Genomic DNA, 11,707 nt, shown 5'->3' with positions numbered 1-11,707 from the left:
GGGTTATTATGGATGAAAATAACAAAAACGAAATTACAAAAGTTTTGCTAGATATTAAAAAGTTTTCAGAAGAAGAAAACAAATATTTTGATGTTGGGAAATACTCAAAGATTTCTCTAAGTGATGTATCAATAGCCGGTATTATTGCTTCTTCAATAAGAGAAAAAGGGCTATTTAGAGTTACTATGAAATCTGGTGGGGAATTGATGAAAGCAAAAGAAGGCGGATTTTATGGGTCTGTTTTAAAGGATGGTAAAATTGTAGAACAGGCTAGATTAATTCCATCAAATATAAATTATACAATGATAATAGTAGCAATTGTTTTAAAGTGTATTGATAAAAAATTGGATACTATTCAAAGGACTCAAAAAGAAATATTAAATTTTTTAGAACAGGATAAAATATCACAACTTAAAGCAGATTCAGATATTCTATTAAAAAGTTTAAAAGATTTTTATTATAATTATGATAACCAAATATTTAGAAATTCTGAAGTTATAATGATTAATGAAATTTATAGAAATTCGATTAAAGATATTTCATTTTATAAATGGAAAATAAAAGATTTTTTTGTAAATAATAAAAAAATGAGTCTAAATGAAAAAATTTTTGAAATTAATAGAATTTTTGGAGCATATAGGTTAGCGCTATATAATTATTCTTTTTCTTTATTTTTAAAAATTTTATTTATTGAAAATGTTAATTTAGAATATTTTAATGAACATATTAAAAATATAGAATTTGAATCTAGAGAATATAAAAATATATATGGTGAACATTATGATGATGTAAAGAATATTATTGATAAAGATAACTATATAGGTAAAAAAGTTTCGGAAATTTTCAATGGATTTGGTAAAAAAATTAACAGTTCGATAGATTTTTTTAATATATCAGATGATAAAAAAGTACAATATATGGTTGATAATTTTATAAATGTAAATAGGTTTAGTGGAATAGAAGTTTTTTCAGATAGACTTAGAAAAATAGCAAAAATGTATAATGAGCCAATAGAACTTGTTTATAAGGATAATAATTTGTATATTGAAAACAAATATTATGACTAAATAATTTTTTTAAGACTTGCAAATGCAAGTCATCTATGGTATAATACTTATGCTAAATTTGAGTTTGTAAAAGGAGGTATGAAAATGTCAAAAAGATGTGCAATTTGCGATAAAACTAAATTATTTGGAAATAAAGTAACTTTCTCACATAGAAAGAGCAGTAGATCATGGGGAGCAAATATTAGAAAAGTTAGAGTTGTTGTTGACGGTTCTGTAAAGAGAATTAATGTTTGTACTACATGTTTGAAGAGTGGTTTTGTTGAAAGACCTTCATTTACTTCAGCTGAATAATTATTTATAAAATTTTTAGGAAGATATTTATCTTCCTATTTTTTTGTATTATTTTACTAAAAGATTTTATATGAGAAATTTAATATAATATATATAACTTATTATTACATTTAAATAATATTGTTTTAAATAAACAAACTCAAAAATATTAATAAAAATATTTGACTAATTGCAAAAAATATTTTATACTTATATGAGGTAAATTATTAAGTTTGAGGTAGTGATTTTATAAAAATAGCAGTTATTGGTGCAGGTGCATCTGGCATTATGAGTGCCATTTTTTCAAAAAATGAGAATAACGATGTATTCTTATTTGATGGAAATGAAAAAATTGGGAAAAAAATTTATATTTCTGGAAAAGGAAGATGTAATATTACAAATTCAAAAGAAATTTATGAATTTTTTGATGAAATAAATAGAAATAAAAACTTTTTATATAGCAGTTTATATTCATATACTAATGAAGATATACTAAAATTTTTTGACGAATATGGGTTAAAGACAAAAGTTGAACGTGGAGGAAGAGTTTTTCCTCTTTCGGATAAATCAAGTGATGTTATAAAAGCATTAGAAAAAGCACTAAATGTTAAAGGTGTTAAGATTATTTTAAATACTGAAATAGAAGACGTTAAACTTATTGGTGATAAATTTCAATTAGTTTGCAATAAAGATTATGGTCTTTTTGATAAAGTTGTATTTGCGACAGGAGGAAAATCATATCCTTTTACAGGTTCAAGAGGGAAAGGACATGAGATTTTAAAAAAATTAGGGCATACAATTACAGATTTAAAAGCCGGTCTTGTAGGAATTGATGTAAAAGATAATATTAGAAAATATTCAGGAGTAAGTTTAAAATTTGTAGATTTCAAGATTAATAATACTAATAGAAAATTGATACATTCTGAGTTTGGAGAAATGCTTTTTACACATACAGGTTTTAGTGGACCAATTGTTTTAAAATCAAGTAAGTATTTTGATAATTCAAAAGATTATATAGTTTCTATTGATTTAAAACCAAAACTTGATCAACATACCTTAGATCTTAGATTATTAAGAGAATTTGATCAAAATAAAAATAAAAATTTAAAAAATGTACTTTTAAATGTGTTAATTGGCTCAATGGTTGAACTTGTTTTAGAAAAATCCGAAGTTAATGGTGAAATTCAAGTTAATCAATTAAGTAAAGAAGATAGAAAAAAACTGGTTGAAACAATTAAAAATTTAGAGTTTAATTTTAAGAGCTTAAGACCGCTAAGTGAAGCTATTATTACTATTGGGGGAGTTTCAGTAAAGGAAGTTAATGCTTCTACTATGGAAAGTAAGCTAATAAAAAATTTATATATTGTAGGGGAACTTTTAGATGTTGATGCTAATACTGGAGGATATAACTTAACCATTGCATTTTCAACCGGGCATTTAGCCGGAGTTTCTTGTATAGAAGGAGAGTAATTATGGATTATATTATAGCAATAGATGGACCTTCAGGAGTTGGAAAGAGTACCATCGCAAAAAAACTTTCTAAGATTTTAAAGATTAATTATATAGATACTGGAGCAATGTATAGAGCAATTGCTTATAAACTAATTTCTAATAATATTCCTTTAGATAATCATGAAAAAATTAAAGAAATTCTTGAAAATACAGACTTTACTTACAAATCAAATTATCTTTATGTAGATGGTGTAAAATTAGGAAAAGAAATTAGAACTGATGAAATTTCAAAAGGGGCTTCTTTAGTTTCAAGTTATGATTATGTTAGAAATCATTTGGTAGCTATACAAAGAAAAATAGGAATGGAAGGTAGTTGTGTTCTTGATGGTAGGGATGTTGGAACTATAATATTTCCAAAGGCAGATTTTAAATTTTATTTGACAGCATCTTCAAAAGAGAGAGCAAAAAGAAGATTTTTGCAAAGTGAAAGAAAAAAAGGTCTTAATTTGGAACAAGTTAGAGAAAGTATCGAAAAAAGAGATTTTGATGATATGAATAGGGAAGCTTCTCCTTTAAAAAAGGCAAAGGATGCTATTGAAATAGATTCTACAGATAAGACACTTAAAGAAACAATTTTAGAATTTTTATCATATATTAGAGGAGAAAATAATGTATAAATTTTTACTTGCTATTGTTTCTGTTCTAATAAAAATAATTTATAGAGTAAGAGTAAATGGAATTGAAAATTTAAAAGATGATAAGCCGATTATAATAAGTGCGAATCATACTCATATTTTTGATCCTGTTATTCTAGCAACATTAACTAAGAAACAAATATTTTTTCTTTCGAAAAAAGAAATTTTTGAAAAAAAATTATCAGCAAAATTTTTTACTAAATTAGGAGTTATACCTATAGATAGAGAAAATACTGATTTAAAAGCTATAAAATCTTGTTTTAGAGTTATTAGATCAGGAAATATTTTAGGAATTTTTCCTGAAGGAACAAGAGTTAAAACTATTGATATAAAAAATATGAAAAAAGGGGTTGCCTTAATTGCTTTAAAAAATAAAGTAAATATTTTGCCAATTCATATTGAGGGAACATACAAAATTTTTTCTAAAATAACTGTTGATATTTATCCTATGATTGAAATTAGTAATTTTGAAAATATGGAGGATTCGGAGGCTATTGATAAATTAACGGAGGAATTATTCTATAAGATTTATCAAGGAAGATATGGAGATTTATGTAGCAAATAATGCGGGTTTTTGTTTTGGAGTTAAAAGGGCTGTAAAATTGGCTGAAAATACTTTAAATGAAAAACAAAATGATGAAAAAGTGTATTCCTATGGAGAATTAATTCACAATCCACAAGTTGTGGAAAGATTTGATAAAAAGGGGCTTAAGGTAATAGATGATTTTGAGAAAGAAACAAAAGGAACTATTGTTTTGCGTTCTCATGGAATACATCCAAGTATTAAGAAAAAAATGATAGAATATGGACATAAATGTATTGATTGTACTTGTCCTGTTCTGTTGAATATATATAGAAAAATTGAAAAAAAAGTTGAAAATGGATATGAAATTATAATTATCGGAGATAAAAATCATCCGGAAATTAAAGCTATGGTTGGGTATTGTGGTGAAAAATATTGTGTAATAAACACAAAAGAAGAAGCAGAAATGATAAAAAACAAAAAAAATTTATATATTATTTCACAAACGACCAATTTAGTAGAGAAATTTTTTCAATTTTCTGATATAATAAAGGATAGGAATGAAAATGTTATAATTGAAAATACAATTTGTGATGCAACTTCAAAAAGACAAAATTCTTGCGAAGAAATTTCTAAAAAAGTAGATTGTATGATTGTTATTGGGGGATACAGTAGCTCAAATACAAATAAACTTTATGATGTAGCTAAAAAGCATTGTAAATATGTATATAGGATTGAAACATTTTTAGATTTACCATTGAAAGATATGGTAAAATATAAGAAAATAGGATTAACCGCCGGCGCTTCAACTCCGGATTGGTTAATAGAGGAGGTAGTTGAAGGTATGGAAATTTTAAGCAAGGATGAATTTATGGAACAAATAGAAGGGAGTATTAAGAAAATTTATCCAAGAGACGTAGTTAAAGGAACTATAATTTATGTTACTGAAACTGAAGTTATGGTAAATATCGGTTATAGAAGTGATGGGATTATTAAACTTGATGAGTTATCTTCTGACATTACTAAAAAACCTAAAGATTTATTTCATGAAGGACAAGAAATTGACGTTTATGTAATTAAACTTGATGACGGAGAAGGTAATGTAGTTTTATCAACTAGAAGAGTAGAATCACTGAAAGATTGGCAAAATCTTGTTGAAAAATTCAATAATAAAGAGTTGGTAGAAGCTGAAGTAGTAAAAGAAGTTAAAGGAGGCCTATTAGCTACTGTTGATGGTATTAATGCTTTTATTCCTGCAAGTCATATTACAACTAGCTTCGTAAAAGATTTTACACCATATATTGGTAAGAAATTAGAATGTGCAATAATAAATATTGATGAAAGAAAGAAAAAAGTTGTTCTTTCAAGAAGAGAAGTTGAAGAAAAAGAATTACAAGAAAAATTAGACTTGGCTTGGAGTAAATTATCAGTTGATGATGTTTTAACAGGAACTGTTAGAAAATTAACTGACTTTGGAGCATTCGTTAACTTAGGTGATGTTGACGGTTTAATTCATGTTTCAGATATTTCTTGGAATAGAATTAAAAAACCTTCTGATATTTTATCTGTTGGAGATGAAGTTGAAGTTGTTATTTTAAAACTTAATAGAGAAAGAAATAGAATTTCTTTAGGTTTAAAACAATTGACAAAGAAACCATTTGAATTATTCTTAGAAAATAATTCTGTTGGAGATGTTGTAACTGGAACAGTTATAAATCTTGTTGATTTTGGTGCGTTTGTTAAATTGAAAGAAAATGTTGAGGGTTTAGTTCATATTTCACAAATCTCTCATGATCATATTGAAAAAGCATCAGATGTATTAAATATTGGAGATGAAGTTGAAGTAAAAATCATCAACATTGATGAAGAAAATCAAAAAATATCTTTATCTATAAAAGAACTTCTTGAAAAGCCGGTTGTAGAAACTGTTGAAGAAGAACAACAAGAACAAGAAGCTGTTGTTGAAGAAGAACAAGAAGAAACAAAATTTGAAAATCAAGAATTAGATAACTCAATTGGTGCTTTACTTGATATCGAATTATAAAAATTTGAATATTAATTTTCAATAGCTGTCGAAAAATCGACAGCTATTTTTAATGAAAAAAATTTTTTTGTATTTCCTATTGGATGATAAGCATTGTGGATTGAAAAAATATATATTAAGGTATATAATCTAATTGGAGTGATTATTATGAATATAAAATTTTTAAATAAAAGTTCTGAAGAACGTCGAAATATGATTTTAAGTGAAAATGTTATGAAAACAATTTTTATTTTGACTATTCCTATATTTATGATGGGAGTAGTGCAATCTTTAATTCCAATTACAGACGGATTATTTTTAAATAATAAAGCTGGTTATGTTATTGCAGGAGCAATTGGTTTTTCACAGTCTGTAATAAATATATTAAATGCTTTTTCACAAGGATTAAGTGTTGCTGCTTCGGCAATAATAGGGCAAATGTATGGAAAAGGAGATATTGAGAAAACTAAACAAGCATCAGTCCAAATTTTAGTTTTATCTTTTGTGATAGGACTATTACTTTCACCTTTATGTATTATTTTATCGTATGTAATATCAAGAGGAGTTAATGCGGAACTTTCTGCACATGTTTTTCAATATTTGGGACTTTATTCTTTTGTTTTACCTTTTTTATTTATGGCATCTATTTTTAATTCTATAAAAAATGGAACTGGACATCCTGAAGCTCCATTTTTACGTATGATAATTTTATTAGTTTTTAAGATAATTTTTAATACTGTCTTTTTATCAATTTTGAATTTGGGAGTTTTTGGAGCAGTTTCTGCATCTTTTATGTCTTACTTTTTAATTGGTATTTGGATGTATTATGATTTATTTATAAAAAAGTCGGATATGCAACTTTCTATGAAAAATTTTAAATTTGATTTAAATTTTATTAAAAAGACGATGAATTTAGCTATTCCAAGTGTTTTATCATATATTTTAGTTTATATAGGATTCTTTTTAATTAATAAAGAAGTTGTAAAATATGGATCTATTGCACTTAATGCTTCTACAATTGCATCAAATATAAATTCAATATACTTCGTATTACCAACAAGTGTAGGAACTACAGTTACTACAATGATAAGTATGAATATAGGAAATGGAAATTCAAAGAATGCAAAAAAGATATTTTATTATGGTATTTTATTTTCTTTAATAATTGTTTTTGCAATAATTATTATTTTTACACCTTTAAATCCTTATATTGTAGAATTATTCCAAAAAAATCCGGAAATTACTACTATAACTAATAAGGCATTAACAATTTATATGTATTCAGTAATAGGTTTTGGGATATTTACAGTTGAACAAGGAGTTTTTATTGGTCTTGGACGAACAAAAATGCCATTATTAACTGGAATAATGAGAGTTTGGTTACTAAGATATGTTTTTATTATTTTTACTGAAAAGTATTTAGGAGTATATTCTATTTTTTGGGGAAATTTATTTTCAAACTGTATGGCAGCATTTATATTTTTCTTTTTTGTTATGAAAGTAAAATGGGAATCTGCAATTAAAGATATATAAAAATCTTGATTTTTTTGATAAAATTTGATATAGTAATCTATATACTTATGTATAAATTAGGAGGTATTTTATGGAATTTAATAATGAATTAGGTAAAGTTTCTATTAATCCCACTGTGATTAAAACAATCGTAGCTAATGTGTTAAGAGAAAGTTATGGAGTTAGCGGATTGGCTAATGTTTCTCCTAAAGATGGAATTTATCAACTTTTAGGTTGGGATAATTTAGGTAAGGGTGTTAATGTTGTAATTAAAGAAAATAATATTTTTATAGATTTACATATTGTTATTCAATACGGAATAAAAATATCAACAGTTTGTGAAAATATAATAGAAAATGTAAAATATAATGTTGAAAATTTGACAGGACTAACAGTTAAAAAAGTTAATGTTAATGTACATGGAATTAAATTAGAAGATAATTAGGAGGAATTTATGATAAATAGTGAACAGTTACAAATGACATTTGTAAGAGCTCGTAATTATCTTGAATCAAATAAAGAGATAGTTAATAGCTTAAATGTATTTCCGGTTCCAGATGGAGATACAGGTACTAATATGTCTTTGACTATGAAATCAGCAATAAAAAATTTAGAAAATTCAAAAATTAATACTTGTGCTGATGTTACAAAAGCAATTAGTGATGGAGCATTGATGGGTGCAAGAGGAAATTCAGGAGTAATCTTATCTCAAATTTTGAGAGGCTTTTATTTAGGAAGCAAAGAAAGTGTTACCTTTGATGTAGAAACAATTAAAGATTGTTTTGTAAATGCGTATAAAGTAGCATATAAATCAGTTATTAAACCTACTGAAGGAACAATTCTTACTGTTATAAGAGAAATGGGAGAATTTGCTGAGGCTAATTATACAAATTATGACGATGAAATTGAATTTTGCAGAGAAATTTTAAAAGAGGGTTTTAGAAGTTTAGAAAAAACTCCTGAAATACTACCTATTTTAAAAGAGGCAGAAGTAGTTGATGCTGGTGGTCGTGGATTAATGTATCTTTTAGAAGGTGCTTTAGGTGATGAAATTGTTGAAATTAAAAATAATTATGAATTCAATAAGCCTGCAAGAATTGAACATTTAGCTGCTCAACAAGATGAAGATATAAAATTTGGATATTGTACTGAATTTATGGTTACTAGTGATTCAGAAGAATATGAAATTTTAAGAGATAAACTAGCAAGTATTGGAGATTCTTTAATTGTTGTTAAAGGTGATAATATTATAAAAGTTCATGTTCACACAAATCATCCTGGTCAAGCTATTGAATGGGCTTTAGAATTTGGACCTTTACATGACTTAAAAATTGATAATATGAGAAGACAACATAATCATTTACATCATACTGATAAGGAAGTTGCAGAAGCTAAACATTCTGAAGAAGTTAAAGAACATAAAAAATATGGTTTTATTTCTATTTCAACAGGAGAAGGAATTGATGAAATATTTAAGAGTATGGGTGTAGATGAAATTATTACAGGTGGACAAACTATGAATCCTTCAACTGAAGATATTTTAAATGCAGTTGAAAAGATTAATGCTGATGATATTTTTGTTTTTCCAAATAATAGTAATATAATACTTGTTTCTGAACAAGCTGCAAAAATCTCTACAAAAAGACTTCATGTGATAAAGACAAAACAAATCCCTCAAGCATTTAGTTCATTATTTAATTTTGATGAATCTTTATCTGTTGAAGAAAATATTGAACTTATGACTGAAGCAATTTCAAATGTAAAAGTAGGACAAATTACTTATGCTCTTAGAGATACTGAAATTGAAGGTGTTAGGATTGAAAAAGATGATTTCATGGGATTGAATGAAAATAAAATTACAATTTCTGAAAAGAAAATAGAAGATACTTTTGAAAAACTTATTGATCAACTTGTTGATGAAGATTCTTCTATAGTAAGTATTTATTATGGGGAAGATGTAAAAGAAGAAGATGCTAATAAATTAGCAAAAATTGTTGAAGAAAAATATGAAGATGTTGAAGTTGAATTGGTATATGGTGGTCAGCCATTGTATTATTATTTAATTTCAGTTGAATAAAGAAAAGTCCGTAAGGACTTTTTTTGTAAGGATAATTATGGAATTAAAAGATATTAAAGGTATAGGAGAGAAAAAATTATCTCTTTTAAATAAACTTGGAATTTTTACAGTAAATAATTTATTAGAGTATTATCCATATTCTTATATTGATACTACAAGATTTAAAAAAATTTCTGAAATTACAGATGAAGGAAGTTACTCATTTAGATTAAAAATTATTTCTTTAATGGAAAATAGAAAGAAAAGAAATATTAGAGTTACAAAATTTTTAGCAATGGATGAAGAAATGAATTATTGCACAATTGTATATTTTAATAATATTTTTATTTCAAAAAATTTAAAGATTAATAATGTATATGAAATGTATGGTAGAGTAAAGTTGCTTGGAAAAAATGTGGAAATTCAAGCTCCTACAATGCAAAATAAAACGAATGTTGTTGGAAGTATAATTCCTCAATATCATCTGTGTAAAGGAATTTCTAACTTAGACATTGTAAAGATTATAAAAAATTTATTAAATAGTAATTCTTTTTTTGAAGAAAAGTTACCGAATAATATTTTAAAAGAATTGAAATTGGAAAGTTATGATACTGCAATTAGAAATATTCATTTTCCAAAAGATAATGAAAGTTTTATTAGAGCAAAAAGAAGGCTTTCATTTGATGAGATTTTTTACTTTCAACTCTCTATGAAAAAATTAAAGAGAAATAATGAGGATGCTATTAAATTTGAGATAAAAGATGAAACATTTGGTTTTATAAAATCATTGAGTTTTAAATTGACAAATTCACAAAATAAAGTTTTAGATGATATTTTTAGAGATATGACTAGCGATAAGCAAATGAATAGATTAGTTCAAGGAGATGTAGGTTGTGGAAAAACAATTATATCTTTTATTGCTATGTTTAATGTTATAAAAAATGGATTTCAATCAGTTTTAATGGCTCCGACTGAAATTTTAGCTAGACAGCATTATGAAAGTGCCAAAAAACTTTTTTCAAAATATAATATAAAAGTTGAGTTGTTAGTTGGAAGTTTAAAAGAATCGGAAAAGAAAGTTATTAGAGAAAAGATTGAAAATGGAGCAGTTGATATTATAATTGGTACACATGCTGTTTTTCAAGAAAAAGTTGTTTACAAGAATTTAGGTTTTGTTATTACGGATGAACAACATAGATTTGGTGTTAAACAAAGACTTTTACTTTCTAAAAAATCAAAAAATCCGGATATATTAGTAATGAGTGCAACTCCTATACCTAGGACTGTTGGTCTTGTTATGTTCTGTGATTTGGATATTTCTACTATTGATGAATTGCCTAGTGGTAGAGGAAAGGTAAATACTTATTTTGTGGATGAAAATTATGAAGAAAGATATATGAATTTTATAAAAAAACATATATCAGAAGGACGTCAGGCATATATTATTTGTCCACTTGTCGATGAGAGCGATACATTGGAATTACAGTCAGTTATAAATTTATATGAACGTCTAAAAGAAAGATATTTTCAAGACGTTGGAATTGAGTTTATACATGGGAAGATAAAACCCGTTGACAAAGATAGGATAATGAAAAATTTTGAAAACCGAAAAATAAAAGTTCTAGTTGCAACTACTGTAATAGAAGTTGGAATTAATGTTCCTAATTCAAATATAATGGTAATTTACAATGCAGAAAGATTTGGTCTTAGTCAATTACATCAACTAAGAGGAAGAATAGGAAGAGGAAATTATGAAAGTTTTTGCATTTTAGTTAGTAATAATAAAAGTACAAATGTAAAAAAGAGAATGGATATAATGTGTTCATCAAATGATGGTTTTTATATTTCTGAACAAGATTTTTTACTAAGAGGATATGGCGATATACTTGGATATCGTCAATCAGGAGAAGCCAGATTTAAAATTTTAAATATCCAAAAAGATTATGAGCTTTTAAAATCTGCTATAAAATATGTTGATGAGATTTTGAAGGATGATTTTAATTTTGACAAAGAAGAAAATCAAGTTGTAAAAAGAAATGTTGACGAGTTTATCCAAAATCTAAGTAAAAATATAATTATGAATTAAGATAAACATTATTGTTTGTCTTT

At 25.8% G+C, this 11,707-nt stretch carries 10 protein-coding genes; all 10 read left to right on the top strand.

From position 1 onward, the window contains the following. The first annotated feature begins 8 nt into the window (after positions 1-8). On the top strand, positions 9-1,067 hold the full coding sequence (locus ACMX2D_RS02745) for a hypothetical protein (protein ID WP_414972611.1): 1,059 nt from the start codon (positions 9-11) through the stop codon (positions 1,065-1,067). Between the two features lie 84 nt (positions 1,068-1,151). Beyond that, complete coding sequence (gene rpmB, locus ACMX2D_RS02740) at positions 1,152-1,358, top strand: 50S ribosomal protein L28 (RefSeq protein ID WP_009372827.1); 207 nt, start codon at positions 1,152-1,154, stop codon at positions 1,356-1,358. 228 nt (positions 1,359-1,586) lie between these two features. Continuing rightward, a complete protein-coding gene (locus tag ACMX2D_RS02735; RefSeq protein ID WP_414972704.1) occupies positions 1,587-2,807 on the top strand; it encodes a BaiN/RdsA family NAD(P)/FAD-dependent oxidoreductase in 1,221 nt (406 codons plus the stop codon). A gap of 2 nt (positions 2,808-2,809) precedes the next feature. Continuing rightward, positions 2,810-3,466 (top strand): (d)CMP kinase, encoded by a 657-nt coding sequence (cmk, locus tag ACMX2D_RS02730; RefSeq protein WP_009449003.1) that lies wholly within the window; start codon positions 2,810-2,812, stop codon positions 3,464-3,466. Then, positions 3,459-4,049, top strand: coding sequence for a lysophospholipid acyltransferase family protein (locus ACMX2D_RS02725; RefSeq protein ID WP_009449118.1), 591 nt, complete (start codon positions 3,459-3,461; stop codon positions 4,047-4,049). The genes cmk and ACMX2D_RS02725 overlap by 8 nt, the downstream gene beginning before the upstream one ends. After that, positions 4,027-6,051, top strand: a complete 2,025-nt coding sequence (locus ACMX2D_RS02720; protein WP_414972610.1) for a bifunctional 4-hydroxy-3-methylbut-2-enyl diphosphate reductase/30S ribosomal protein S1 — start codon at positions 4,027-4,029, stop codon at positions 6,049-6,051. The genes ACMX2D_RS02725 and ACMX2D_RS02720 overlap by 23 nt, the downstream gene beginning before the upstream one ends. Positions 6,052-6,198: 147 nt before the next feature. Next, entirely contained in the window at positions 6,199-7,563 is a 1,365-nt protein-coding gene (locus tag ACMX2D_RS02715; protein ID WP_414972609.1) for an MATE family efflux transporter, read from the top strand. Positions 7,564-7,633: 70 nt separating this feature from the next. Next, positions 7,634-7,987, top strand: a complete 354-nt coding sequence (locus ACMX2D_RS02710) for an Asp23/Gls24 family envelope stress response protein (RefSeq protein WP_009448525.1) — start codon at positions 7,634-7,636, stop codon at positions 7,985-7,987. Positions 7,988-7,996: 9 nt separating this feature from the next. Then, positions 7,997-9,619, top strand: a complete 1,623-nt coding sequence (locus tag ACMX2D_RS02705; RefSeq protein WP_414972608.1) for a DAK2 domain-containing protein — start codon at positions 7,997-7,999, stop codon at positions 9,617-9,619. Positions 9,620-9,656: 37 nt separating this feature from the next. Beyond that, entirely contained in the window at positions 9,657-11,684 is a 2,028-nt protein-coding gene (gene recG / locus ACMX2D_RS02700) for an ATP-dependent DNA helicase RecG (protein WP_414972607.1), read from the top strand. The last annotated feature ends 23 nt before the right edge of the window (positions 11,685-11,707 follow it).

Source organism: Parvimonas oralis (assembly GCF_047608425.1).
In the GTDB taxonomy this organism is placed as follows: Bacteria; Bacillota; Clostridia; order Tissierellales; family Peptoniphilaceae; genus Parvimonas.
Note: the sequence above shows the minus strand (reverse complement) of the source record. Positions and strands in the feature narration are given on the sequence as shown.